Source organism: Pantoea coffeiphila, from assembly GCF_016909495.1.
Lineage (GTDB): Bacteria > Pseudomonadota > Gammaproteobacteria > Enterobacterales > Enterobacteriaceae > Erwinia > Erwinia coffeiphila.
Genome location: NZ_JAFBFW010000003.1, coordinates 818,554 through 844,672 on the forward strand (window position 1 = coordinate 818,554; position 26,119 = coordinate 844,672).

Consider the following 26,119-nt stretch of genomic DNA (forward strand, 5'->3'; position numbering starts at 1 on the left):
TTAAATTGATAGTTTTAATAGATGGCTCTTGTAAAAAAAATGGGAGGTTTTGTGAAGGATAATGAGGTTTCATCATTGGGTAATTTACCTGCTCCGTTGATATATAATGTGAATATAATTACTGGTGATAATGGTAGTGGAAAAACACGATATTTATCTCGGCTTGCAAATGAAGTCATGAGTGATATGTATATCAATAACTCCGATTATAGTAGATTAATCTGTTTGTCTGGAACTGTTTATGAAAACTTTCCAAGAAATCCAAGCGCGAAAGAAAAAGAGGAAAGAGATGGTGCTAATGCATATTATTATTTTGGAAGTAGAGTAAATAATAATTTATTTTCTGAGATAGCTCCATTTCGAATGATGTTACATTCATACTTTGACTTCTCTCCAACGAGTACATCAGCGATCTTAATAAAGAGGCTTTTGGATGATATCGGGTTTGCTGATGATATTCGCTGTAAATTTGCGTTGCAAGATAATAAAGAAGGTGCAATTCTTTACGCAGAAGACATAAAAAATTTTAAGTCGAAGTTATCTGACCCACCTACAAAAATTAAAGCCCTATTGAGACAAGCTTTTAAAAAAGGAGAGTTAACATTAAGTGATATTAGTTTTCACAAGAAGGTTGACGGAAGAAATTATAGTATTAAAGAATTAAGCTCAGGTGAGCGTAGTATTATTCTCTCCACGCTAGCTTTAATATTTTCACTTAAAAATGATGCGTTAGTATTATTTGATGAACCCGAAAATTCACTCCATCCTAAGTGGCAAGAAGTAATATCAAGTACAATAAGAACGATTATTGATGAGTTGGGATATAAAGCTACCGTGTTGATTGCTACGCATTCACCGTTGATTGTATCAAGTATGCTAAATAAAAATACATTTATAATGAATTTGCCAAGTGAGGCTAAGTGGGAACAATCAGAGTTTTTAGGAAATAACTCTGATTTTATTTTGCAAGAGCAATTTGGCTTGATTTCTTCACGATCAAATTTAGTCATCGCTCTCTTTCAAAGAGCATTAAAAGCATATTCACACAATCAAAGTCCATCTTTTATAAAGGCAATGGATGAATTGTATTCCTTAGATGTGAAGTTTAACCCTGAAGATCCGCTTTATAATGCTTTTAATTTCTTAGATGCTTTCTATAAGGAGATTAATGGATGAATCTTGGTCCTGCTAAAATGACATGTTTGCATCGGCAAATAGTTAAAACTAAGACTAATAAAAGGTTAATACAATTATACCTAAATAGTCAACTAGAATGGGGAGATGAAGATTTAAAAAAGATGAAGGAATCATTACGACATTTACTTAGAATTCAACAAGAGTCAAGATGTATTTTTTGTCGGAGGCCTATAAAAAAGGAAAGGAAAAACTCAACAGAAGATATTGAACATTTTCTCGATAAATCGAAGAAACATTACAAACGCTGGGCATTCCATCCATTGAATCTAACTTTAGCTTGCCATCCTTGCAATATGCAAAAGACAACAATTGAAATGGGTGATAATTCTGTAAAGCTGTCACCATGGATTTATAGCGGTATGGGAACATTCAAATGGCTGCATCCATATTTTGATAATTATCATGATAATATTGAAATCGAAAAAGGATGGTTCTATAGGGTTAAAGATAATGCTCCAAATGCAATAGCTGCGCACAATATGATTAAAGAGTGCAAACTGGATTCAATTTCTGAAATAGAAAAAGAATCGGATATTATTAAGATTTATCTTTTGGATAATATAAACTTTACATTAGACCTTCTAGTAAATGATCGGAAAGAAGAGGCGATTGAACAGTTAAGTAATCTCCGCGATGCTTTTGAATTGCGCTGGTTTGATTTTTGAAAATTGTTAGCCTTCAAACTATTGAAGTGTGAAGGCTAACAGATAAAGTTGCTAGATTACATTATGAAAAATTAGATCCATTTATAAATTTTTATATCCTATCCTAATTCCTAATTCCTAATTCCTAATTCCTAATTCCTAATTCCTAATTCCTAATTCCTAATTCCTAATTCTCGCCTTACAATTCCTTAACTCAAACTAGAAGTATTCCGCGCAATACGTAGATACTCATTACACCAGATCCAAAAAATTAAATTTCTGAAACAAATTATATCAGCGACTTAACTTCCAGCGCAGCGGATCGCCGTTGCGCGCGTTGTCTTTATCAGTTGAGGAATACTTTGTGTTCAAATTAAACCCGATGTCAGCTAAGAGCAGGTCAAGCGGATTAGCATTTAAACTCAGCGATAATATTTTTTTCATTGAGGATAATGTATTGTTCTAAGGTGTGCATATCACCTCTGTTCAGGTTACCAAAATTATTAAACCGCTATACTCAGATCATCTTTGAGCTGATGTTAGTGTGGAGAGCGGTTGATTACAGTTACTGAACTTCATCGCTGAGAGTCAGAGGCATGGTTGTCGGTTAACCCTGTTCAGAAGGTGAGTCATCTGCTTCTTCACTTCTGGTTGCTCTCATTTTTCGCCGCACAACTGACAGCGAAATGAGCTTAAAAAGTGGCCGGATAACTCCCGTCGCAAGCATCCGGAACAACAGCAATATTTTGATAAAAATAAACCTGATGACCATGAAAAGTCATGAAGGGGGACGAACCGTGTCATGTTTGACCATCGATCTTGAGGCATTGGCAAGCTTACCTCCGGCTACAAAGGCCAGCAGGAGAAACACGAAATAGCGCGTATTATGCCCCTGCTCGATTTCCTGAATATGTTCATCCGCCTTCTGAATGGACTTTTGCAGTAGCTGGAGATTCTGTGCATAAGGCGGGGGTAGGAAGGCAACAGGATTCTTGTAGTCATCCATGCCGAGCGACATCTCGATAGGGACGGTTTGACAGTTATCCCTAATCTTGCCCTGTGAGCAAGCCATGACGTTGAATGCATCGATCTGCTTTTTAAGCGTAGGCTCACTGGCGACACTGCTGACCTGCTCCCATTAAACTAATGCAGCATGATGTTAGGAACTTCCGCCCTTGGCACTCTGCAGACGTTCGTGGAACTTACTTGCTGTACACAGAAAGCTTTTGGTAAGGGCATTAAGTGGAAAGGGGTGGCAGTGCTTATAGTTATCTGTCTACAAATGATCAACAACAATCCCTCAAAACCTAGTGAATAGGGTATGCACCATTTACACCTACTATAGGTCAAAGTGTGGGTTTAAATAAGATTATAAGTAATATCTTTATTAATCAATGATAGAATACCAATGCATCATGGGGGTATGGGAATCGAAATTCTTGTTGTCAGTCACGGACATGGTTTGATTAATCCATTGAATTTAAAGTGTAATGTGATTTTATTGTTTTCGTTGGTATCACGGTGTTGCTCAAAATAACGCGCAATTGTGCAGCGACTAGCGATGTAAAATCAATCGGTTAACTCTGCCCGATGATCGGCCCCGTTATCTACCGCTATAGTAGCCCAGTGACCAGCGGGCTGTCACAGGTAATAACGGAAGGCTTGCCGCAAACTTTGTATCAGATCGGGAGATTGCTGCGATCGGGGTGAATCACATGATAAAACCAGCAATAACCATAAAAAAAGATCCGCATATAGCACTCACCTGAATTTTGTCAAGGAGCCCTTAAACTGGCTGGTATTCCTTGTGCAACCGGAGCTGGCGGTTCAGCACGGTCAGCCACAGTGAACACGGGCAGCCGGTGTCAGAGAACCTGCTGAAGCAGGACTTCAGCGCCAGCAGTCCGAACCAGAAGTGGTGCGGTGACATCACGTAACTACGCACCGATGAAGGCTGGTTGTATCTTGCCGTGGTCATTGACCTGTGGTCACAGGCTGTTATCGGCTGGTCAATGTCGTCACGGATGACAGCACTGCTTGCCGGCGATGTGCTACAGATGGCCCTCTGGCGGCGTAAAAGGACACAGAATGTTATCGTTTATACCTATCGAGGCGGACAGTATTACCTTTAAGCCACATCTATGGAGGAATTGGCATGTTATATATTTCTTATTGTTTTGATTAATTTAACAGAAATAAAATAGACTAAGGTTGTTATAGAAAATACTGTTATTACGGATACGTAGAAATAAAGATCATAATAATTGTCAGCACCAATCTCCCCAGAACCATAAATAAGATGGCCAAGCCAGGAATAAAATTTGTCGCTTAACCAATTTTCAGGCGTACCTAAGGTGCGAGCTATAATCAGAGACAAAACGATGTAAAATAAAACTTTCACAATTCTACGGGCAAGTGTTTGAGCCATTGGCTACTACCTCAACCCAACCACGAGCCATAAGAGATCGCATACAAGGAACTTGTATTGGAGCCGTTCTTAGAAGTGCATTCCTGATGAGAGCATAGTCGGAATTATGTGCAATTGTTATACATCCCTCAGACACTCGTCCCGGATGAAGTCTAAACAATCCACGATAAACACCATTAATCCAAGTCCCGTCATCAATACCCCAATCATCCTTGTATAGAGCAAACCACTCATCCCGACCAAATTCAGCACCATAGTAAAATTTGTTGTATAAATCTTGTGCTTTAGCTTTAGCCCAGGAGCCTAACCCACCTGCTCCTCGCTCTACTATCCAGTACTTTCCAGGTGGTAATGGTCCGTCACTCGGAATAGCTCCACAGGCTCCTTTATTCCGGTATACCCCTTTACCTGAGAAAGCCATAAAGACACCTACGCCATACAGATTGAAAGGAACATAATCTGCTCCGTTCAATATCAATTTTCCGTGTAAGGCCATACTCTTTTTCCTTATTTTTACTTTAAATCCTTATAAATAGTGTATCTATTGAGTAGGGAGTGAGTAAATAATCAATGTGTGGATTTTTGCTGCTTGAGGAGTTAATTGTCTGCTTTCATCAAACCGCACTCGCATTCCCGAAAATGTATCCCATCAGTAAACCAGAACCTACTTAGTAATCATTTTATGACTCTATTTCAACAGGTTAACTATTGAAAAAATACTGCTGCATCGTAGCCCAGTGACCAGCGGGCTGTCACAGGTAATAACGGAAGGCTTGCCGCAAACTTTGTATCAGATTGGTAGATCGGTGCGATCGGGGTGAACCAGGCCAGGTTGCCAGGCTGTGAGGCTGTCAGCTTGTTGGCTTGTGAGGCTATCTTGTCAGATTGTCAGATTGTCAGATTGTCAGATTGGTGGATTGGTGGATTGGTGGATTGGTGGATTGGTGGATTGGTGGATGCGGGAGAAGTGAATAGGGGAAGGATCGATGTCGGGAAAGTGGCGGACCTGCCGCTTTCGGGCAGGTTCCGCCGGGTCTTTGATGGGATAAGGTCAGGCCGATCGGGCAAGCGTGCCGACAACGCGGTTGCTGAGTCGGCCAATCTTTTCGATTTCCACCGCAATAACATCATTCTCATGCAGGAACAGCGGCGGTACGCGCGACTTACCAACGCCGCCTGGCGATCCGGTAATAATCACATCGCCGGGTGACAGCGTGGTAAAGGTACTGATGTAGGCAATCATTTGCGGAATGGAATGAAGCATATTCGCCGTCGTATCATCCTGGACCAGCCGATCGTTAAGCCAGGTTTTAATCGTTAAATTTTGTGGATCGCCAATTTCATCCGGCGTGACCAGCCAGGGGCCGAACGCACCGGTTGCCGGCCAGTTCTTACCGGCGGTGTACCATTTGTACTGCCAGTCGCGCACGGAACCATCCATATAGCAGCTATAGCCCGCCACGCAGGAGAGGGCCTGTTCTTCAGGAATATGCCGTGCCGTTTGGCCGATGATAATCGCCAGCTCTCCCTCGTAATCAAACTGATCGGAACAGGCTGGCTTAATAATCATATCGTTATGGCCAACCTGTGAGTCTGCAAAACGAACAAACAGGGTGGGGGCCTCTTCGGTTTCATTAAACTCTTTGCGTTTCTGCGCATAGTTCATGCCCACACCGAAGATTTTGCCAGGCCGGTCAATCACCGGAAGAAACTGAATATCATTGATCTTCAGATCCGGAGAACAGGACTGGTACTGGCTGAGATCGCTTAACTGATGCTGGCTTAAAAACGTATTAATATCATGGCAGCCTGTATGGCGACCGATATCAATAATGTCATCATGACGGTAAATACCGAAACTCCGGGCACCGGTTTTGTTGATGATAAAGTTAATGATTTTCATAAATAACCTGGCTGTTATCTTAAAGTGGAACCGTATTGGTCAGAACCAGTGAGAACACCATGACAAACGAGAACACCACGACAGGTAAGAAGGAAAAACGGATATGATCTTTCAATTCAACGCCGGCCAGGCCAATCGCTAAATAGGTGGTCGCAAAGACCGGGCTGAGCATCATGGTGATATTTTTCCCCACCACCATGGTTAACCCCATCTCTTCCCAGCTTAAACCGTAATTGGTTCCGACTTTGGCAACCAGAGGGTAAATACCGTAGAAGAAAGCATCCGGGCCAATCACAAAACCAATTAATCCGCCGAGCAGCCCCATGATGATATGCAGATGTGAGCCTAAGGAGTCGGGCATCACGTGGAGCACCACGTCGGCCATTTCCGTGAGAATTGAGGCGTCGCCACCACCGCTTAAAATACCGACGAAAACGCCAGCGGCCATCACCGTGCCGGAAATCATATAGGCGGAGTAGGCATATTTTTTCATGACGCCTTCCTGCGCCTTGAGATTGGGATAGTTGAAAATCATCGCGGCGGAAAACGCGCACATAAAGATAATGTAGGCCTGAATATGCGTGATCAGCAGCAGGAGTGTGGCGCCGACCACCAGCGTGACGTTGATAGCAAACAGCAGGCGGTTTTGCTTACCTTCAACTGCATGGTGGCCTTTACCCGTCGCCTTCTCCGGCTCCAGCTCTGCTTCCGGAATCGGCAGACCACGCGCAATTCGCCGTTTTTCCTGCAGGCCTAAATACAGCCCCAGCACAATCATACAGACCAGCCCGATCACCTGGGTTGGGATCAACCGGTGATAGAGGGCGTTCACGTCAAGACCAGACACGGCAGCAACGCGCGCCAGCGGACCGGCCCATGGCGTAAAGTTGGTTACTCCCATGCCTGCAGCCAGCATACACAGCAGCACCACAGGCCTGATGCCAAACTGCTTATAAATCGGCAACATGGCGCCAATGGTGATTAACACCGTAGGCACAGACGAGCCGTCCAGGTGAGCAATGGTCGCAATACATCCGGTCACCACCACAATTGCCACTACGCTGTTGCCGGCAATTTTGGTCATCCAGTTAACCAGCGGCTGGAATACCCCGGCATCGGTGACAATGCTGAAAAAGATAATTGAGAAGGTGAATAACACCGCGTTAGGCGCGGTTTGCATCACGCCTTTCATGATGTAATCATTCATCTGCATTGGCGTATAGCCTGCGCAGAACCCGGCGATAATGGAAAGAAAAATAAATAATGAGATGGGAGTGGCTTTTCCTTTAATCAGGAAAAACATCAGGCATGCAATGAGTGCATAACCAATCAGGGCAAGGTACATATTATTATCCTTATTATGAGTTGACGATATTTTTACACCGGGCAACCTGCTTTACGCAAAATGGAGTTGAATCTTTCCGGGTCGCTGCTGCCGCTGGCATTATTTTCCCTGATGGCTTCTTCTTTCTTTAAATGCGCTTTAGCGCGTACCAGCACGCTCTCTGCATCAGAAGGTGAAATCGCCAGTGCGCCATCGCTGTCTGCCAGGACCAGATCGCCGGGGTTAACTACCATGCCGCAGCAGGCAATGGGCACATTCACTTCTCCCGGTCCGCTTTTATCCGGTCCACGATGGGTATGGCCTTTGGCAAATACCGGCACCTGGCCGTCCGCCCACTCGGCTAAGTCCCTGATAGCTCCATCAACGATAAATCCGGCAATTTTCTTCGTGAGCGCAGTCGTACGGATCAATCCACCAATTAGCGCCTGGGTAAGGTCACCGCCGCCGTCAATAACGATCACATCGCCGGGCTGTGCCTGTTCCAGCGCCTTATGGATCATCAGATTATCCCCGGGGCGCACTTTAACGGTGATGGCCGGACCGCAGATGCTGATATTGACGTCCTGGTGGTAGCGCTGTAATCCGGTCGCTCCGCTTATTCGACCAGTGCAGTCGCCTGCTACCGCCACGGGGATAGAGTGAAACTCTGCAACAATGTCCGATGAGAGAAGATTCTTGCGCTCTGCAATATAAAATCCGGCTGGCCAGCTGCTACGTTCGTTATTCATAGTACCTCTGCATTAATATTATCTGTTTACGCCTGTTATCCGTGCGGACATTATTGTTACCAGTATTCATTTCCACTAATATACTTTTTTATTTAATCGATGAATTTCAGGAATGAATGATGAATAACAGAGAGTTAGGCTATTTTATGGAAGCGGCCCGCATCATGAATTTGGGACTGGCTTCACAAAACCTCAATATCACTCAGCCAGCACTCTCTAAGTCGATCGCTCGCCTGGAAAAAGATCTCAATATCAAGCTGTTCAAGCGATCCGGGCGAGGGCTGGTACTGACCGAAGCGGGCAGCATCCTCTACCAGCGCGGACTGATGCTGCAAAGTTCATGGCATGATGTAGCGAAAACCATGGCGGAGTTGAGCAACGGTCGTCGGGGAGTAGTGCGGGTTGGCAGCGCGGGTTCGGCAACCCAGTTTCTGCTGCCGGAAGTCTGTAAGCGCCTGCAGCAGGAAGCGCCGAATGTGAAGCTGGAGATCCAGATCGGGATGAATGATGTACTTTTCAGCCTGCTTGATAAACATGAACTGGATATCATCATCGGCCCGCTGGTGGGGTATAACAAACCGGTGGTGCAGCTTCCGGTAACCACCGATCGGGTCGTGGTCGCGGCTTCACGATCTCATCCTCTGGCTGACGGCCCCGCGAGCCTGCGCGATCTCAGCCGCTATGGCTGGATACTGCCGGCAAAAACCGTCTCCATGCGTCAGTGGCTGGAACGCATATTCTATGAAAATCACTGCGCCGCCCCCGAGGTAAAAATTGAGATAAGTTCTCTGGCTGCCGTACCGGGGCTGATTGCCAGCAGTGGCCTGCTGAGTTTTATTTCTGAAAATAGCCTGGCTGAAAAAGAATTTGCCTCGCTGCTGACGCGCATCGATAACAACCAGTTGGTGATGGCGCGCCGCGTGGGCATTACCTATTTGCAGGATGCCTTTCTGTCACCGGCTACGCAGCAGGTTATTGATATTACCTGTGCGTATGGGCAGCACTAAGAAATAATGCACCTTAAAAAACCTCTTCACGATGTGGCGAATTATTAAGTTCTCCACGTCAGTGCCATTTTTTATTTAGATAAATGAAAATTTCTTGTTGTTCTTAATCATCATTAACCTTTAAGCCGGTGAACTTGTACAGTCCGATTAGCCGGGCTATTCTTTCTGAATCATCCGCGCTCAATTACCAGACTATGAAACTATACCGGATAGACAATCAGTTACTCTATAATCCTGCTGACCGCTCTTTGGTAAGAATTGATGACGATCTCTCCAGGATGGTTCTTAGCCATATAAGTAACCGGCTATTTTGTCTTTTCCTGGAAAGCGACGGTAGCGCGATCCCACGTAATATCATTCTACAAAAAGTCTGGGATGAACACAGTCTGACCGCTTCTGGTAGCAATCTTAATAATTATATCAGTGGGTTAAGAAAGCAGCTCGTTGCACTTGGCCTGGAAATACCGTTGATCATCACAGAACCCAAAATTGGCTTCAGAATAGATGCCGCCCGGGTGAGCGTTGAGGTTTATCCTGATGAGATACGAACGGAAAGTATCCCGGATACCGTGACCAACGTCGATAAAAAGCCACTGCATTTTACAGAGACGCTATCCAGCTCCGGAAGCCGTTTTTACTCGCTAAAAAGGGTCTGGTTTTGGCTCGCAACCACTGTCACGGCAGGAACACTGATTTTGTTTTTGTGGGAAGGGGTCACCGCTTTTTATGCTCCTGATCCCCGTATAATAAGTGGCGTTCACTATTCTTTCACAGAGGGTGGTTGTTCATTTTTCACCCCCGAAAATAGCTATAGCAGTTTCGATGTTGAAAATTCTCGTAGAGTTATTTTATCACTGGTAAAAAAATATTCTGCGCTCTGCCATGGGAACGGTATTGTCATTTATGATTTATTTGGCGTGTTTAATAATAATGTGTATAACGGCAGGGCGCTCGTTTCTAATTGTGAGGCTGAAGGTAATTCAATAGTAAGCTGCAAGAGTTATTTTATATACTCAGTAAATGATCATAATGAATAAAATTATTGTTTTTCTTACACTGGCTGTTTTTTTACTGATTTCTTTCAGTGTGTTTTATTACAAGAAGTCCTCTGAAACGACTATGCTCGATTTCGAATGTGTAAGTCAGTTTATCTTTCTGCTGGGTGAAAAAGAATCGCCGCCGAAAGAAAGTGCCATGCTGCGTTATCATGCAAAATCTGATGGTACCGGGCTGTACAGCGTTGATGGCATCTTCGATAGCGGAACGGAAAAATATCGCGTTGCCCGTACCGTTCATTTCACCTATAAACCTTATGGTAATGAGACCTATCATTTTACCGTCACCGCCGTTGAGATTAACCAGCGAGAAACCGTGCCACAGGCACTTTACTGGAAATACTTATCGGATAAAGTGGGCACTACCCGCGTATCCAAAATCAGTAAGCTTGGTCGCGATGCTTATATCCTCGGCACAGCAACAACGCCTATGGTGATTTGTACCCGAGCCAGATGATCAACGGTTTTGTCTGCCGAGTGTTTTCAGTACAGCGATCATTTTTCTTAACAAATATTCGCGGTCGCATGGGACGGCATAGCATTATCATCGCAGACCGGGCAGGCTGGAACTCCTGTGAGGTTGTGATATCTAATGCTGAAACTCAGTAAATATCAGCCTGATTGAGTTAGCCAACCTGATACCTGTGGCGACAGCATGTTGGCGTGTCGCTGGTCGTCGTTAAAAGTGGAGACGTTATGCGTAAGTTGCAAGTGATATTATGTTCAGCGGTATTCTCAACGTTGGCTCTCACCAGCGTTTCTGCCGCCTGGGCCGAAGGCGAGCAGAGTGCGGCACAACCGGCCCCTGAGTCAGTTGCTCAGGAGACGGATACAGTCGCCCCGGAAAGTCCGGCTACTGAAGCACCAGCCGAAACCGCTACCGCTGAGCAGTCATCCGATCAGGCCGTACAGGCTCTGGCTAATTCTGCCGATCCCTATAGCGTAAAAAGTTTCTTCGCTGACTTTACGCATTTTGCCATTGGCGACACGGTGCCTGAACTTTATCGTACGAAAAAATATGAAGTTACCCAGTGGACGGTGCGCCATCTTCCTGCGCCTGTTGCAGAAAGCCACTGGACCTATATGGGCGGCAATTATGTGATGATCGCCAATGCTGACGGGAAAATCCTCCAGGCAGAATCGGGTGAGATCTATTATAAACACTGATTGAAACACGGCGGCGGGGCGTTTTTTCTACCCGCTGCGCAGTTTTATCGCCCGGCAGGTAAATCCACTTTAATTCCATCCTGACTCTGTTTTACCATCTGCTTTCTGATATTTCATGCACGGCAAAATGGATACCCCATGCGTTTTCTGGCAACTCTTCTTCCCGCAGTCGCATTACTTTCCGCCTGTAGCAGCCAGCCGCAGCAGGCTCCGGCTGAACCGCACGGTAATCCGTTTAAGGGAAACGGCGGTTTTCTGTTAAGCCCCGATCACTCGGCCGCTCCGTTCGGCGGTGACTTTTCCGATAATCAGGCGGCGAATGCTTTTATCGATAAGATGGTGCGCGAGCACGGTTTCGACCGCCAGCAGCTTCATGATGTACTGGGGCAGGCGAAGAATCTGGACTGGGTTATTCGTCTGATGGATCGCCAGGCACCGACGACCGCGCAGGGGCCGACCGGGCCTAACGGTGCCTGGATACGCTATCGCAGCAAGTTTATTACGCCGGACAACGTGCAGAACGGCGTTGCCTTCTGGAATCAGTATCAGGATGCATTGCAGCGCGCGCAGCAGGTTTACGGCGTGCCGCCGGAAATCATTGTCGGGATTATCGGCGTTGAGACGCGCTGGGGCAGGGTGATGGGTAAAACGCGTATCCTTGATGCGCTGGCGACGCTGTCCTTTAACTATCCGCGCCGTGCCGCCTACTTCAGCGGCGAGCTGGAAACCTTCCTGCTGATGGCGCGTGAAGAAGGTGATGACCCGCTGAATCTGCGCGGTTCTTTTGCCGGTGCGATGGGCTACGGCCAGTTTATGCCATCGGCATTTAAACAGTATGCGGTGGACTTCAACGGTGACGGGCATATTAACCTCTGGGACCCGGTGGATGCGATCGGCAGTGTCGCGCACTATTTTCAGGCTCACGGCTGGCTGACTAACGGTACGGTTGCCGTGCAGGCTAATGGCCAGGCTCCGGGGATGGAAAGCGGATTCAAAACGCGCTATTCGGTAGCGACCCTTGCCGCCGCCGGACTGTCGCCACAGATCCCGCTGGATAATAACCAGCAGGTCAGTCTGCTCAAGTTCGATATGGGGACCAGCTATCAATACTGGTACGGCCTGCCGAACTTCTATGCGATCACCCGCTATAACCACAGCAACCATTACGCAATGGCCGTATGGCAGTTGGGGGAAGCGGTAGGGCGTGCCCGCCAGGGAATGTAGCGCCTGCAGGATAAATTGTTGCGATTTCGTTATTTATCGCCAGCGCGGCCGGGCCTACACTGTGTCCGGTCGCACTACTTACTGAGCGAGGAATAATGAAAGACTGGAACCCCGATCTTTACCGGCAGTTTGAAGCAGAACGCACCCGTCCGGCACAGGAGTTGCTGAGCCGAATCCCACTGACCCACGTTACCTTTGCTACCGATCTCGGCTGTGGGCCGGGCAACAGTACCGAACTGCTTTGCAACGCCTGGCCCGATGCGCACATTACCGGGCTGGACAGTTCGCAGGCGATGCTCGACAAAGCGCAACAGCGGCTGCCCGGCTGCGCTTTTGCCCGTGAAGATATTCGCCAGTGGCGGGCCGCTCAGCCGCAGGATGTAATCTATGCCAATGCTTCTTTGCAGTGGCTGACGGACCATCAGACTCTATTACCCCATCTGCTTGCTCAGCTCTCCTCGTCGGGTGTGCTGGCGGTACAAATGCCGGATAACCTTGAACAGCCGACTCATCGTCTGATGCGCGAAGTGGCGCAGCGTGCGCCGTGGGTGGATATCATCGATCCGCAGGCAGCCGACAGAAAGAGGTTGCTGTCCACCGAGCAGTATTACGATCTGCTGTGCGCGGCCGGCTGTCGTGTGGATATCTGGCGTACCACCTACTATCACGTGATGCCTTCGCCACAGGCGATTGTTGACTGGCTGCGAGCGACCGGGTTACGGCCGTTTCTTGCCGCACTGGATGAGCAGCAGCAGGGGGCGTTTCTGGCCGCTTATCAATCGGAAATTGCACTGGCCTACCCTGCCCGTGCCGATGGTAACCTGCTGATGGCTTTCCCCCGTCTGTTTATGGTGGCACAGAAAATTTAACATGCGGCTGGAAGAGGGGCCGCAAAAATGGCGTCCTCTGCTTCCCGTCCCCCGGAAAAATGTTAGGCTTTGCGGCAATAAACATTGAAAAAGGTACGCACCATGACGGATGAGCAATTAACGCAGTTAAGTATCCGTGTCGGTCAGCTGCTGTTAGCCCGTGGCGAGACAGTGACTACCGCCGAATCCTGCACCGGGGGATGGATAGCTAAAGTACTGACCGATATTGCGGGCAGCTCTGCCTGGTTTCATCGTGGCTTTGTGACTTACAGTAATGATGCCAAGCAGCAAATGATTGGCGTCAGTGAGCGTTCGCTGGCGGAATACGGTGCCGTCAGCGAGCCCGTTGTACGAGAAATGGCACAGGGTGCGCTGCGCGAAGCGGCGGCTGATTTTGCGATCTCGGTGAGTGGTATTGCCGGGCCGGATGGCGGCAGCGAGGAAAAACCCGTGGGTACGGTATGGTTCGGTTTTGCCAGCGCTGGCGGTGAAGTGCTGGCAGAGCGCTACTGTTTCAGCGGAGACCGTGAGTCCGTTCGCCGTCAGGCAACAGCCCGGGCACTACAGACCTTACTCGATCGCTTTCTGAAAAATTAAACTTGATACTGTATGACCATACAGTATAATCACTGCATATTTTAGAGACAAAGCAGCGTCCGCGTGTGCTTTACCCGCATGACTAGGAGTAAAAATGGCTATTGACGAAAACAAGCAAAAAGCACTGGCAGCAGCGCTGGGCCAGATTGAAAAACAATTTGGTAAAGGCTCCATCATGCGCCTGGGTGAAGACCGTACTATGGATGTTGAAACCATCTCTACCGGTTCTTTATCGCTTGATATCGCGCTTGGCGCGGGCGGCCTGCCGATGGGCCGTATCGTCGAGATCTACGGACCAGAATCCTCAGGTAAAACCACGCTGACTCTGCAGGTGATTGCCGCCGCGCAGCGCAAAGGTAAAACCTGTGCCTTTATTGACGCCGAGCACGCGCTTGACCCTGTTTATGCGAAGAAGCTGGGCGTGGATATCGATAACCTGCTGTGTTCTCAGCCGGATACCGGTGAGCAGGCGCTGGAAATCTGTGATGCTCTGGCACGTTCAGGCGCAGTTGATGTCATCATCGTTGACTCCGTTGCAGCCCTGACGCCAAAAGCGGAAATCGAGGGTGAAATTGGTGACTCTCATATGGGCCTTGCGGCACGTATGATGAGCCAGGCGATGCGTAAGCTGGCTGGTAACCTGAAAAACTCCAATACGCTGCTGATCTTTATCAACCAGATCCGTATGAAGATTGGTGTGATGTTTGGTAACCCGGAAACCACTACCGGTGGTAACGCGCTGAAGTTCTATGCTTCCGTGCGTCTGGATATCCGCCGCATCGGTGCCATCAAAGAAGGCGACGAAGTTGTGGGTAGCGAAACCCGCGTTAAAGTGGTGAAGAATAAAATCGCTGCGCCTTTCCGCCAGGCGGAATTCCAGATCATGTACGGCGAAGGCATCAACATCTTTGGTGAGCTGGTAGATCTGGGCGTGAAGCACAAGCTGATTGAAAAAGCGGGTGCATGGTACAGCTATAACGGTGACAAAATCGGTCAGGGTAAAGCGAATGCGTCTAACTTCCTGAAAGAGAACCCGGAAAAAGCTAACGAAATCGATGCAAAGCTGCGTGAGCTGCTGCTGAATAACCAGGATCAGAAAGCTGATTTTGTGCCAACGGCAGAAGAAGCGGATGAGGAAACTCACGAAGACTTCTGATTCATCTGATGTTTTTTCCTGAAGAAAAGGAACGGTAACCCCGTTCCTTTTTTTATGGGCGCTTCATGTTCGTACAGGGCATCATAATCCGGCCAAACCTCCCTTCATCCGTGTGTATTTTCCTCGCCAGTCTTGCCGTCAGACGTTACCCTTATGGATGTATTTTTTGCATAAACATGGTGCCGCCTCTATGACAGAGCATTCAGAACGGACCCGACATACTCGCCTGCTGGAGCGAGCAACACGCATTCTCGCCATGCGCGATCACAGTGAGGCGGAGTTCCGCCGGAAGCTGGTGATAGCGACAGAACGTGCGGCGCAGTTCTCCCGCAGTGAAACCCCGCCGGAGCCGTTAACACCAGAAGAGATCGATCGGGTGGTGGCGTGGTGTTACCAGCACAACTGGCTGGATGATGCCCGTTTTGCTGAACGCTACCTGGCAGGGCGCAGTCGAAAAGGTTATGGCCCACAGCGCATCAGACTGGAGCTGGGGCAGAAGGGAGTGGACAAGGCCTTAATCGATGAGGCAATGTTTAACACGGAAACTGACTGGCAAAGTCTGGCTTTTAGTCTGGCTGAGCGGAAGTTTGGCTTACCGTTACCGACTGAATGGAAGGAAAAAGCCAAAGTGCAGCGTTATCTGATGACAAAAGGCTTCTTTATGGAAGATATCCGGTCGGTTTTCACAAATTTTGATGATTGAGCGCCAATGGGATTTTACTTCCCTCCGAAGAAAATTTATCTTATTCACCACTTTTTGTTCGTGTGTCACCGCAGGAAAATGTAATACCGGCGCAGCAAGACCCACGAAACGTTCGTTAGCGTGATTCCAGGACAAATATGAGCAAGAGCACTGCGGAGATTCGTCAAGCGTTTCTCGACTTTTTCCAGAGCAAGGGACATCAGGTTGTAGCCAGTAGCTCCCTCGTCCCCAACAACGATCCGACTTTGCTGTTTACCAATGCCGGGATGAACCAGTTCAAGGATGTCTTCCTTGGCCAGGATAAGCGTAGCTATTCCCGTGCGACGACCTCACAGCGCTGCGTGCGCGCCGGTGGTAAACACAACGATCTTGAAAACGTTGGCTACACTGCCCGCCACCATACCTTCTTCGAGATGCTGGGCAACTTCAGTTTCGGTGACTATTTCAAGAAAGAGGCGATTGCCTTTGCCTGGGAACTGTTGACCGGACCTGAGTGGTTTGCACTGCCGAAAGAGAAGCTGTGGGTGACCGTGTACGAAACCGATGATGAAGCCTTTGATATCTGGGCGAATGAGATCGGTGTACCGCGCGAGCGTATTATTCGCATCGGCGACAACAAAGGTGGCGCTTACGCTTCAGATAACTTCTGGCAGATGGGCGATACCGGTCCTTGCGGTCCGTGTTCTGAGATTTTCTTCGATCACGGCGATCACATCTGGGGCGGACCTCCGGGTAGCCCGGAAGAGGACGGCGACCGCTACATTGAGATCTGGAACATCGTCTTTATGCAGTTCAACCGTCAGCCTGACGGTACGATGCTGCCGCTGCCTAAGCCGTCCGTGGATACCGGTATGGGCCTGGAGCGTATTTCTGCGGTTCTGCAACATGTGAACTCGAACTATGAGATCGATCTGTTCGCTAAGCTGATTGCCTCTGTTGCAGAAGTGACCGGTGCCAGCGATCTCGGCAATAAATCACTGCGCGTGATTGCTGACCATATCCGTTCCTGTGCTTTCCTGATCGCCGATGGCGTTATTCCTTCGAATGAAAACCGTGGCTACGTACTGCGTCGAATCATTCGTCGCGCGGTTCGTCACGGCAATATGCTGGGCGCGAAGGGCACCTTCTTCTATAAACTGGTAGCGCCACTGATTGAAGTGATGGGCGCGGCGGGAGAAGAACTGCAGCGTCAGCAGGCTCAGGTTGAGCAGGTTCTGAAGTCAGAAGAAGAGCAGTTTGCAAAAACGCTGGAACGTGGTCTGGCGCTGCTGGATGACGAGCTGGAAAAACTTCAGGGCGATACCCTGGACGGTGAAACCGTCTTCCGTCTGTATGACACCTTTGGCTTCCCGGTCGATTTGACCGCCGATGTCTGCCGTGAACGTAACCTGAAAATCGACGAAGAAGGCTTTGAGCGGGCGATGGAGCAGCAGCGCCAGCGTGCACGTGATGCCAGCGGTTTTGGTGCTGACTACAGCAGCGTGATCAGCATTGATAAAGCCTCTGCGTTTAAAGGCTATGACCAGCTGGCGCTGAATGCGACCGTTACCGCCATCTTCGTTAATGGCCAGGCGGCCAGTGAAATCACCGCCGGTCAGGAAGGGGTAATCGTACTGGATGAGACGCCATTCTACGGCGAATCAGGCGGTCAGGTTGGTGATACGGGCGAACTGAAGGGCGAGAACACCAGCTTCACCGTAACCGATACCCAAAAATACGGTCAGGCTATTGGACACAGCGGCAAGCTGGCAGTGGGAACATTGCGCATTGGCGATCGTCTGGCGGCACAGGTGGATGAAGCGCGCCGTGCGCGTATCCGTCTTAACCACTCTGCAACGCACCTGCTGCATGCTGCACTGCGCCAGGTTCTGGGCGACCACGTTGCTCAGAAAGGCTCACTGGTAAACGATAAGTACCTGCGTTTTGACTTCTCGCATTTTGAAGCGATGAAGCCGCAGGAGATCCGTCAGGTTGAAGAGATCGTCAATGCACAGATCCGTCGTAACCTGGCGATTGATACCAATATCATGGAGCTGGAAGCGGCCAGAGCCAAAGGTGCTATGGCGCTGTTTGGCGAGAAGTATGACGATCATGTGCGCGTCGTTGGCATGGGTGACTTCTCAACCGAGCTGTGCGGTGGCGTTCACGCCAGCCGCACCGGAGATATCGGCCTGTTCCGCATTCTGTCTGAGTCAGGCACGGCTGCGGGCGTGCGTCGTATTGAAGCCGTAACGGGTGAGGGCGCGCTGTCTCAGGTTTATAGCCAGAGCGAGCAGCTGCTGGATATTGCTCAGCTGGTGAAAGCCAATAGCAGCAACCTGAATGATAAAGTTCGTGCGCTGATCGACCACGCACGCGGGCTGGAAAAAGAACTGCAGCAGCTGAAAGATCAGCAGGCCGCGCAGGAGAGTAACCTCCTGAGCAGCAAAGCGATTACCGTGAAGGGGACAAAGCTGCTGGTTAGCGAATTGAAAAACGTTGAGCCGAAAATGCTGCGTACGATGGTAGACGATCTGAAGAATCAGCTCGGCTCCGCTGTTATCGTACTGGCAACTGTCGCAGAGGGAAAAGTCTCCCTGATTAGTGGGGTGACTAAAGACCTGACCGATCGTGTGAAGGCGGGTGAGCTTGTTGGCGAGCTTGCACAGCAGGTTGGCGGGAAAGGTGGCGGACGGCCGGACATGGCTCAGGCGGGCGGCACAGATGCACAGGCACTCCCTGCTGCGCTGGCTGGCGTTGAGTCCTGGGTGGCTGCAAAACTGTAACACCGATAAAAATGTACCGCTGATGAGCGCCAGGAAGCAAAAACCTGGCGCTCTTCATATGCGGTGCGCACTGTAATCATAAAGTCAGGTTGATGAGCAGGTTTTCGGCTAAACTAAGTATCAGCAGAATGTATTAGTATGAGGATGCACTCTTGGTGTATTTGTCATAATCTACATTTCACGTTGTATGATGGATAATGCCGGGAACAGTTAACCCGACTCTTTTAATCTTTCAAGGAGCAAAGAATGCTTATTCTAACTCGTCGAGTTGGTGAAACCCTCATGATCGGTGATGAGGTTACTGTAACTGTGCTGGGTGTTAAAGGTAACCAGGTCCGTATTGGCGTGAACGCCCCTAAAGAAGTATCGGTGCATCGCGAAGAGATTTATCAGCGTATTCAGGCTGAAAAAACTCAGCAAACGAGCTACTAACGTATTCAGCGCCTCGCTCTCTGTAGCGAGGCCACTGTTGTTTATCCTGATTTCCCCTCATTCAGTTCCTCCGTCCTCACAATTCTTCTTTTCGTCTCTCTTTTTTTAACAAAACTGTCGGCCTGTTGGCTTTTATCTATTGTGCTTTTCATCGCAGAACGCCGTTTTCACTGTTGATAATTCACTCTTTTTGCCTTTAAAACCGCCGGATTGCATGGCTTTTGTGCAATTGAACGCAGAGGGTGAAAAAAGGGGGAGAAATTGTTTGACTTACTACGCCCAGAAAGTAATATGTGCGCCACGCAGTGCCGATGAGCAGTTAGAAAGTTCTGAAGCACAACTCGAAAGAGTGCTAGTGGTGAGGTGGCCGAGAGGCTGAAGGCGCTCCCCTGCTAAGGGAGTATGCGGTCAAAAGCTGCATCCGGGGTTCGAATCCCCGCCTCACCGCCATTTTGCATCCATAGCTCAGCTGGATAGAGTACTCGGCTACGAACCGAGCGGTCGGAGGTTCGAATCCTCCTGGATGCACCATCTCTCTTAAAGTGGCATTAGCGGCTTTATAAGAAGTAGTACGGTACAGCGTTAGCAGCCTGTATCACGGTGAGTAGTTAAGCACCCTGCGTTATACAAGAATTAGCAATGCATCCATAGCTCAGCTGGATAGAGTACTCGGCTACGAACCGAGCGGTCGGAGGTTCGAATCCTCCTGGATGCACCATTCTTTAGAGTGGCAGTGATTTTCTTCAGTATCTCCTCAGGTTTGTCGCATTACCCCCAATCAATAGCTTTTCCGATGCATCCATAGCTCAGCTGGATAGAGTACTCGGCTACGAACCGAGCGGTCGGAGGTTCGAATCCTCCTGGATGCACCATACTTTAGTTAATGGCAGTGAATTCCTTCAATACCGTTCCGGGTTGTTGTGTTTTGCGCCGAAAGCATTTCCGATGCATCCATAGCTCAGCTGGATAGAGTACTCGGCTACGAACCGAGCGGTCGGAGGTTCGAATCCTCCTGGATGCACCATCTCTCCTGATTTCTACTTTTCCCAATCTTGCTCGTCATGTCCCCCTCCTGATTGTGACACCATGTTCCCGATACGCTATTTTCATCTTTTGTTCGACTATCCTGTGTCTTTTGGTCTTTAGCCAGTTACCCGCTGTTATCTTGCATTTTAATTCGTTTTCTCATCATAAATTTACTGCTAGAAATCCTTATGACTTTCAAGGCATTTGCTGATCCACGCTGACAGCGACATTCATACAGCTTTACGCTAAAGTAATCGTTCCTTTATCAGGGTGGTTAAGAGAATGTACGACGCTTACGACGGCTTGATCTTCGATATGGATGGCACCATCCTCGATACTGAACCCACGCACCGCCAGGCCTGGCGTCAGGTGCTGGCTCAGCATGGGATGGCTTTTGATGAAAAGGCATTGATTGGCCTTAATGGTTCTCCGACGTGGCGTATTGCCGAGTTTATCGTTGAACAGCATCAGAGCGATCTCGATCCTCACCGCCTTGCTGCGGAAAAGACCTCTTTATTTAAAAGCATACTGTTCGATGTGGTGAAGCCGCTTCCGCTCATCGAGGTGGTGAAAGCCTATAAGGGACGACGCCCGATGGCTGTAGGGACCGGTAGCGAACATGCTATGGCGGTTGCGCTATTGCAGCATCTGGGGCTCCGTGATTATTTCTCGGCGATTGTCGGAGCAGATGATGTTAAACGTCATAAGCCAGAGCCTGATACATTTATCCGCTGCGCTGAACTGATAGGCGTACCGCCTGCGCGCTGCGTAGTATTTGAAGATGCGGACTTTGGTTTGCAGGCTGCGCGTGCCGCGGGTATGGATGCCGTTGATGTCCGTCTGCTGTGACTGAGTGGCTGACATACGGTTCGATGTTTGCCAGCAGTTTTCTGAGTGCTACGCTGTTGCCCGGCAGCTCAGAGGCGATGTTGGTAGGTCTGTTGCTGGCCGGTAAGGCTTCCACAGTGAATCTGGTGTTGATTGCCGCTATAGGTAATACCCTCGGGGGGCTGACAAACATTCTGATTGGTCGCCTGCTGCCGCTAAAAGAACAGGGGCGATGGCATACAACAGCGATGGCATGGTTACATCGTTTAGGGCCTGCTGCGCTGATATTTAGCTGGTTACCGGTGATCGGTGACCTGCTGTGCGTTATTGCCGGCTGGCTGCGTTTCGCCTGGCTGCCGATGGTGGTTTTCCTCGCCGTCGGCAAAACTTTGCGATATATAGCGCTAGCTGCCGCAACTTTACAGGGCATGGAATGGTGGCATTGATTCGCTATTAGATGATGCTACGGTTAACATTATGCTTAACAATAATAAATTTTCTCTGAGCGGGAGGTCAATTTGATCCCGGACGTATCACAGGCACTTGCGTGGCTGGAAGCCCACCCTGGCGCACTTAAAGGAATTGGTCGCGGTATTGAACGCGAAACGCTGCGTGTCAGACCCGATGGGCATCTGGCTACAACCCGGCACCCATCTTCACTGGGCTCCACGCTGACGCACAAGTGGATCACCACTGATTTTGCCGAGGCACTGTTAGAATTTATCACGCCGGTCGATCAGGATATTGATCATCTGCTGGCATTCCTGCGTGATATTCATCGCCATACCTCCCGCGAGCTGGGTGAAGAGCGGATGTGGCCGATGAGCATGCCGTGCATCATTGAACCGGGCCAGGACATTGAGCTGGCGCAGTACGGCAGTTCGAACATTGGCCGCATGAAGACGTTGTACCGTCAGGGATTGAAAAATCGCTACGGGGCGCTGATGCAGGTGATTTCCGGCGTACATTACAACTTCTCGCTGCCGCTCTCTTTCTGGCAGGCCTGGGCTGGAGTGGAAGATGCGGAAAGTGGTAAAGACGCGATTTCAGACGGCTACCTGCGCCTGATCCGCAACTACTATCGCTTCGGCTGGATTATTCCTTATCTGTTCGGCGCGTCACCGGCAATCTGCTCTTCCTTCCTGCAGGGTAAGGAAAGCAATCTGCCTTTCGACCGCAGTGAGCAGGGGATGCTGTCACTACCGTATGCCACCTCTCTGCGCCTGAGCGATCTCGGCTATACCAATAAATCGCAGAGCAACCTCGGTATTACCTTTAACGACCTGCCTGACTATATCAAAGCGCTGAAGGCGGCCATTAAAACACCATCCGCTGAATTTGCAGCGATGGGCGTGAAAGACGCCAACGGTGACTGGCTGCAGCTGAATACGAATGTGCTACAGATTGAAAATGAACTGTATGCGCCAATCAGACCAAAGCGCGTGACGCGTTCCGGTGAAGCACCTTCAGACGCGCTGCTGCGTGGCGGTATTGAATACATTGAAGTGCGCTCGCTGGATATTAATCCGTTCTCTGCGATCGGGGTCGATGCTAACCAGGTCCGTTTCCTCGATTTGTTCCTGATCTGGTGTACGCTGGCGGAAGCGCCGGATATGAACAGTGACGAACTGCTCTGTACGCGTAAAAACTGGAACCGGGTGATCCTTGAAGGGCGTAAACCGGGGCAAACCATTGGCATAGGCTGCGGCGAAACAGAACAACCGCTGGTCGATGTGGGTAAAGCGCTGTTCCGCGATCTGCAACGCGTTGCTGAAACGCTGGACGGCCAGAATGGGGAAAACCACTACCAGCAGGTGTGCGAACGCCTGGTGGCCTCATTTGACGATCCTGATTTGACCTACTCCGCACGCTTCCTGCAGTCGCTGAAGGAAAACGGCATTGCCGGTACCGGACTGGCACTTGCCGAACAGTATCGTCAGCAGCTAAATGAAGAGCCGCTGGAAGTGTTGAGTGCTGAACAGTTTGCTGAAGAAGCATGCCGCTCGCAGGTAAGTCAGCAGCAGATAGAAGAAAGTGATACGCTGAGTCTGGAAGAGTTTCTGAAAGATAAAGGCTAGCGCCAAAAGAAAATGGCCACATCACTGTGGCCAAAGTAACATCTCTGTTGTCAGGGATGATGATAACAAATGCGCGTCTTTCACATAGTAAGACGTGAGCTGACAGAAAAAGTTTCACCATATCTAAAATAAATTCATTAGTTGAGGAAACAATATGCCATTGCTGGATAGCTTTACCGTTGATCACACCATCATGGCCGCTCCTGCAGTCCGCGTAGCTAAGACCATGAAAACCCCTCATGGCGACACCATCACCGTTTTCGATCTGCGTTTCTGCCGACCGAATATCGAAATCCTGCCTGAGCGCGGTATCCATACTCTGGAGCACCTGTTCGCTGGTTTTATGCGCGATCACCTGAACGGTGAAGGCGTAGAAATCGTTGATATCTCGCCGATGGGATGCCGTACCGGCTTCTATATGAGCCTGATTGGTGTGCCGGACGAGCAGCGCGTGGCGAAGGCGTGGAAAGCGGCAATGGAGGATGTTCTCAAGGTTGCCAACCAGAATGATATTCCTGAGCTGAACATCTATCAGTGCGGCACCTGTGAGATGCATTCACTGGAAGAAGCACAGGAAATCGCGCGTCACATTATTGCTAATGACATCCGCGTTAACCGTAATGAAGATCTGGCTCTGCCGAAAGAAAAACTGAAAGAACTGCACATCTAAACGGTTCTGGGCGATCGGATTCACCGATTGCCCTGTTATCTGTTCACTGCTGCCGGGAAGTCAGATCGATTTACGAACTGACAGACTCTTTCAGTGGCTTCTGAGGCGTCACCCGCACCTGCTTAATCATATTTTCCTGCACGTCCAGAATATCCACCGCGTATCTGCCAATGTGTATTGTGGCACCTGGCTGCGGAATATCCTGGAGTTCTTCCAGAATCATGCCGTTTACGGTACGTGCGCCTTCTTCCGGTAACGTCCAGTTGAAGGCTTTGTTGAGCTCGCGGACGTTGGCGCTGCCTTCAATCAGTACGGAGCCATCGTTTTGCGGCACAACCTCTTCAGCCAGTGAAGGGGACATGGAGGTGGTGAAATCGCCGACGATCTCTTCCAGAATATCCTCAATGGTGACCAGCCCTTTGATATCACCGTACTCATCAACAACCAGCCCCACTTTCTCTTTATTACGCTGAAACTTAACCAGCTGAACGTTTAGCGGCGTTCCTTCAGGTACATAGTAGATTTCGTCCGCTGCGCGCAGCATCACCTCTTTGGTAAATTCCTTTTTTTCCGTCATCAGGCGATAGGCTTCCCGCACGCGCAGCATACTGATGGTATCGTCCAGTGAGTCACGATAAAGAACGATGCGGCCATGTGGAGAATGGGCCAGCTGCCGCACAATTGATTTCCAGTCATCGTTGATGTTAATGCCGACAATTTCGTTACGCGGCACCATGATGTCATCCACATTGACCTTATCGAGGTCGAGTACAGACAGCAGCATATCCTGATTACGGTGTGACATCAGCGTGCGGGACTCATAAACGATGGTGCGCAGCTCTTCTTTACTCAGCGCAGAGTTGATCGAGCCATCGCTTTTCATTCCCACCATGCGCATCAACAGGCGAGTGATGGTATTCAGCAGCCACACCAGCGGCATCATCACGATCTGCAGGGGGCCAAGCAGGAAACTGCTGGGGAAAGCCACTTTTTCGGGATAGAGCGCGGCGATGGTTTTCGGTAGCACTTCCGCGAAGACCAGCACGAGGAAGGTAAGGATACCGGTAGCAATCGCCACACCGGCATCACCGTAGAGGCGCATACCGACGATGGTGCCGAGCGCAGAAGCCAGAATATTCACCAGGTTATTGCCAATCAGCACAAGGCTTATCAGGCGGTCCGGGCGGCGGAGTAATTTCTCAACTCTGCGCGCGGCGCGGTCTCCGTTCTTGGCCTGATGACGCAGTTTATAGCGATTCAGCGTCATCATGCCGGTTTCGGAGCCGGAAAAGTACGCTGATACCAGAATCATGATAATCAGCGTCACGATCAGAGTCGTGGTGGAAACGTGTTCCAAGGGAGATCCTTGTTGTGGTCGATCAGGACGTTAAAAAGTGCTGCAGCATACGGCTGCCGAAGTAGGCCATCGTCAAAAGAAACGCACCGCCGCAGTTGAACCAGACAACGCGACGCCCGCGCCAGCCCTCGTGATAATGGCCCCAAAGCAGGACGATATAGAGGAACCAGGCAAGGAACGACAGCACGGCTTTATCAATGTTTTCGCGGCTGAAAAGATCCGGTAGAAAGAACAGGCCGGTGCAGAGCACCAGCGTCAACAGCACCACACCGATCTGGGTGATATGAAACATTTTCCGCTCGATGGTCATTAGCGGAGGAATATCCGTGGTAAATGCCAGCCTCTTGGTTTTCAACAGCCAGTCAATCCAGGCCAGTTGAAGCGCATAAAGCGCGGCAATGATCAGCGTAGCATAGGCAAACAGGGCCAGGCCGATATGCACCATCATCCCCGGCGTGGTTTCCAGATGGGTGATAAACGCATTAGGAACGAAGGTTGCAAACGCCAGGTTGATCAGGGCAAAGCTGTAAACAATCGGCAGCAGTATCCAGCCGCGGTTGCGCGAGGCGACAATGGTCATGATCGAGCAGATCAGCAGACTGACCAGTGAGCCAATATTCAGCAGGCTGAGATTCTGCCCCCCGTCGAGGGAAAAGATTCGCTGCTGCAATGCAACGGCGTGAAACACCAGCGCGACGACGGCAGACAAAACGGCCAGCCTGCGCCAGCTGCTGTTTTTACGCAGCAGGCTGGGAACAATCAGTGCAAGGCTACATGAATAGGCGAGTAGTGCCAGAATCGCAAATACGGACATATTAAGTGTTAGTACCGGCCAGGACTGTGAAAAAAGTCAGTATAGCGCCAGCGGCAGCAGGCTCCAAACGATCTCATCGCATATGGCTGAGATCCCTGCATCAGTGTGTTATAATCCGGCCAATTG

The 26,119-nt window shown here is 49.4% G+C and carries 25 protein-coding genes, 5 tRNA genes and 1 pseudogene; 23 read left to right on the forward strand and 8 right to left on the reverse strand.

Annotated elements, in window-relative coordinates; all coding sequences use genetic code 11:
* The first annotated feature begins 21 nt into the window (after positions 1–21).
* Both JOE09_RS13395 and JOE09_RS13400 read left to right on the forward strand, forming a co-directional pair.
* Positions 22–1,176: an AAA family ATPase gene (locus JOE09_RS13395; protein WP_205066103.1), complete on the forward strand. Its 1,155-nt coding sequence runs from the start codon at positions 22–24 to the stop codon at positions 1,174–1,176.
* Positions 1,173–1,862 (forward strand): HNH endonuclease family protein, encoded by a 690-nt coding sequence (locus JOE09_RS13400; protein WP_205066104.1) that lies wholly within the window; start codon positions 1,173–1,175, stop codon positions 1,860–1,862. Before JOE09_RS13395 ends, JOE09_RS13400 begins: the two co-directional genes overlap by 4 nt.
* 757 nt (positions 1,863–2,619) lie before the next feature.
* Here JOE09_RS13400 and JOE09_RS13405 read toward each other — a convergent pair.
* Positions 2,620–2,847: a hypothetical protein gene (locus JOE09_RS13405; protein WP_205066105.1), complete on the reverse strand. Its 228-nt coding sequence runs from the start codon at positions 2,845–2,847 to the stop codon at positions 2,620–2,622.
* Positions 2,848–3,658: 811 nt separating this feature from the next.
* Between JOE09_RS13405 and JOE09_RS13410 the strand changes: the two are divergent.
* Positions 3,659–3,964 (forward strand): annotated as a pseudogene (locus JOE09_RS13410) (DDE-type integrase/transposase/recombinase); the annotation flags it as partial.
* 35 nt (positions 3,965–3,999) lie between these two features.
* Here JOE09_RS13410 and JOE09_RS13415 read toward each other — a convergent pair.
* The 5 genes from JOE09_RS13415 to JOE09_RS13435 form a co-directional block, all read right to left on the reverse strand.
* Entirely contained in the window at positions 4,000–4,269 is a 270-nt protein-coding gene (locus JOE09_RS13415; RefSeq protein ID WP_205066106.1) for a hypothetical protein, read from the reverse strand.
* Positions 4,247–4,765, reverse strand: coding sequence for a DUF2778 domain-containing protein (locus JOE09_RS13420; protein ID WP_205066107.1), 519 nt, complete (start codon positions 4,763–4,765; stop codon positions 4,247–4,249). Before JOE09_RS13420 ends, JOE09_RS13415 begins: the two co-directional genes overlap by 23 nt.
* Before the next feature lie 555 nt (positions 4,766–5,320).
* Positions 5,321–6,172 (reverse strand): fumarylacetoacetate hydrolase family protein, encoded by an 852-nt coding sequence (locus JOE09_RS13425; protein ID WP_205066108.1) that lies wholly within the window; start codon positions 6,170–6,172, stop codon positions 5,321–5,323.
* Between the two features lie 19 nt (positions 6,173–6,191).
* Positions 6,192–7,517 carry a CitMHS family transporter gene (locus JOE09_RS13430; protein ID WP_200547017.1) on the reverse strand — a complete coding sequence of 442 codons (1,326 nt, stop codon included), beginning with the start codon at positions 7,515–7,517 and terminating at the stop codon, positions 6,192–6,194.
* A gap of 32 nt (positions 7,518–7,549) precedes the next feature.
* A complete protein-coding gene (locus JOE09_RS13435; RefSeq protein WP_200547016.1) occupies positions 7,550–8,245 on the reverse strand; it encodes an RraA family protein in 696 nt (231 codons plus the stop codon).
* Between the two features lie 116 nt (positions 8,246–8,361).
* Here JOE09_RS13435 and JOE09_RS13440 point away from each other — a divergent pair, with 116 nt between their 5' ends.
* The 20 genes from JOE09_RS13440 to luxS all read left to right on the forward strand — a co-directional run bounded on the left by JOE09_RS13440 (position 8,362) and on the right by luxS (position 23,822).
* Positions 8,362–9,252, forward strand: a complete 891-nt coding sequence (locus tag JOE09_RS13440; protein WP_105593967.1) for a LysR family transcriptional regulator — start codon at positions 8,362–8,364, stop codon at positions 9,250–9,252.
* Positions 9,253–9,386: 134 nt separating this feature from the next.
* Positions 9,387–10,289: a winged helix-turn-helix domain-containing protein gene (locus JOE09_RS13445; protein ID WP_205066109.1), complete on the forward strand. Its 903-nt coding sequence runs from the start codon at positions 9,387–9,389 to the stop codon at positions 10,287–10,289.
* Positions 10,282–10,764, forward strand: coding sequence for a hypothetical protein (locus JOE09_RS13450; protein WP_205066110.1), 483 nt, complete (start codon positions 10,282–10,284; stop codon positions 10,762–10,764). Before JOE09_RS13445 ends, JOE09_RS13450 begins: the two co-directional genes overlap by 8 nt.
* Before the next feature lie 239 nt (positions 10,765–11,003).
* On the forward strand, positions 11,004–11,474 hold the full coding sequence (locus tag JOE09_RS26305; protein WP_205066111.1) for an RcnB family protein: 471 nt from the start codon (positions 11,004–11,006) through the stop codon (positions 11,472–11,474).
* 138 nt (positions 11,475–11,612) lie between these two features.
* The gene (mltB, locus tag JOE09_RS13460) at positions 11,613–12,698 is read left to right on the forward strand and encodes a lytic murein transglycosylase B (protein WP_205066112.1); all 1,086 of its coding nucleotides are present in this window, start codon (positions 11,613–11,615) and stop codon (positions 12,696–12,698) included.
* A 95-nt stretch (positions 12,699–12,793) separates the two neighbouring features.
* Complete coding sequence (tam, locus tag JOE09_RS13465) at positions 12,794–13,567, forward strand: trans-aconitate 2-methyltransferase (RefSeq protein WP_205066113.1); 774 nt, start codon at positions 12,794–12,796, stop codon at positions 13,565–13,567.
* A gap of 102 nt (positions 13,568–13,669) precedes the next feature.
* A complete protein-coding gene (pncC, locus tag JOE09_RS13470) occupies positions 13,670–14,164 on the forward strand; it encodes a nicotinamide-nucleotide amidase (RefSeq protein WP_205066114.1) in 495 nt (164 codons plus the stop codon).
* Between the two features lie 94 nt (positions 14,165–14,258).
* Entirely contained in the window at positions 14,259–15,320 is a 1,062-nt protein-coding gene (recA, locus tag JOE09_RS13475; RefSeq protein WP_105593974.1) for a recombinase RecA, read from the forward strand.
* Positions 15,321–15,510: 190 nt separating this feature from the next.
* The gene (locus JOE09_RS13480; RefSeq protein WP_205066115.1) at positions 15,511–16,023 is read left to right on the forward strand and encodes a regulatory protein RecX; all 513 of its coding nucleotides are present in this window, start codon (positions 15,511–15,513) and stop codon (positions 16,021–16,023) included.
* A gap of 137 nt (positions 16,024–16,160) precedes the next feature.
* Complete coding sequence (gene alaS / locus JOE09_RS13485) at positions 16,161–18,788, forward strand: alanine--tRNA ligase (protein WP_205066116.1); 2,628 nt, start codon at positions 16,161–16,163, stop codon at positions 18,786–18,788.
* 246 nt (positions 18,789–19,034) lie between these two features.
* Positions 19,035–19,220 carry a carbon storage regulator CsrA gene (csrA, locus tag JOE09_RS13490; RefSeq protein WP_004155916.1) on the forward strand — a complete coding sequence of 62 codons (186 nt, stop codon included), beginning with the start codon at positions 19,035–19,037 and terminating at the stop codon, positions 19,218–19,220.
* A gap of 357 nt (positions 19,221–19,577) precedes the next feature.
* Positions 19,578–19,670 (forward strand) — tRNA-Ser (locus tag JOE09_RS13495).
* A 4-nt stretch (positions 19,671–19,674) separates the two neighbouring features.
* Positions 19,675–19,751 (forward strand) — tRNA-Arg (locus JOE09_RS13500).
* Between the two features lie 110 nt (positions 19,752–19,861).
* Positions 19,862–19,938 (forward strand) — tRNA-Arg (locus JOE09_RS13505).
* 77 nt (positions 19,939–20,015) lie between these two features.
* A tRNA-Arg gene (locus JOE09_RS13510) sits at positions 20,016–20,092 on the forward strand.
* A gap of 75 nt (positions 20,093–20,167) precedes the next feature.
* Positions 20,168–20,244, forward strand: a tRNA-Arg gene (locus JOE09_RS13515).
* A gap of 284 nt (positions 20,245–20,528) precedes the next feature.
* Positions 20,529–21,095 (forward strand): fructose-1-phosphate/6-phosphogluconate phosphatase, encoded by a 567-nt coding sequence (gene yqaB / locus JOE09_RS13520; RefSeq protein WP_105593976.1) that lies wholly within the window; start codon positions 20,529–20,531, stop codon positions 21,093–21,095.
* Complete coding sequence (locus JOE09_RS13525) at positions 21,092–21,520, forward strand: YqaA family protein (protein WP_205066117.1); 429 nt, start codon at positions 21,092–21,094, stop codon at positions 21,518–21,520. The genes yqaB and JOE09_RS13525 overlap by 4 nt, the downstream gene beginning before the upstream one ends.
* Positions 21,521–21,592: 72 nt before the next feature.
* Entirely contained in the window at positions 21,593–23,152 is a 1,560-nt protein-coding gene (gshA, locus tag JOE09_RS13530; protein ID WP_205066118.1) for a glutamate--cysteine ligase, read from the forward strand.
* Between the two features lie 154 nt (positions 23,153–23,306).
* Positions 23,307–23,822, forward strand: coding sequence for an S-ribosylhomocysteine lyase (gene luxS / locus JOE09_RS13535; RefSeq protein ID WP_105593979.1), 516 nt, complete (start codon positions 23,307–23,309; stop codon positions 23,820–23,822).
* A 70-nt stretch (positions 23,823–23,892) separates the two neighbouring features.
* Here luxS and JOE09_RS13540 read toward each other — a convergent pair whose 3' ends face one another.
* Both JOE09_RS13540 and JOE09_RS13545 read right to left on the reverse strand, forming a co-directional pair.
* Positions 23,893–25,179 (reverse strand): HlyC/CorC family transporter, encoded by a 1,287-nt coding sequence (locus JOE09_RS13540; RefSeq protein ID WP_205066119.1) that lies wholly within the window; start codon positions 25,177–25,179, stop codon positions 23,893–23,895.
* Between the two features lie 22 nt (positions 25,180–25,201).
* Positions 25,202–25,993: a cytochrome C assembly family protein gene (locus JOE09_RS13545; protein WP_105593981.1), complete on the reverse strand. Its 792-nt coding sequence runs from the start codon at positions 25,991–25,993 to the stop codon at positions 25,202–25,204.
* Positions 25,994–26,119: the final 126 nt, after the last annotated feature.